Raw genomic sequence first — 255 nt, 5'->3', positions numbered from 1 at the left:
GGATGCGCCAGTGCGTATCGTCGATCTGGACGAGGAAAGCCTCAAGCGCATCGGCCAGTGGTCCTGGCCTCGCACGCAGGTCGCTGCGCTGGTGGACAAGCTCGAGCAGGCTGGCGCGGCTGCAGTGGTGTTCGACGTACTGTTCGCCGAGCCGGATCGCACCTCACCTACCCAGCTTCTGCGCAACAACCAGTTGCCAGCCGAGTTGGCCGCCGGGCTGGCAGCCTTGCCGGATCATGATGCACAGTTCGCTGA

1 protein-coding gene is annotated in these 255 nt (G+C 64.7%); it reads left to right on the top strand.

From position 1 onward, the window contains the following. The coding region (locus tag AC0IYH_RS32685) for a CHASE2 domain-containing protein (protein ID WP_471838513.1) at positions 1–255 on the top strand (255 nt) is incomplete at both ends.

This window comes from Pseudomonas sp. AC463 (assembly GCF_979253585.1).
The sequence above is the reverse complement of the archived record's forward strand: the minus strand, read 5'-3'. Positions and strand labels throughout refer to the sequence as shown.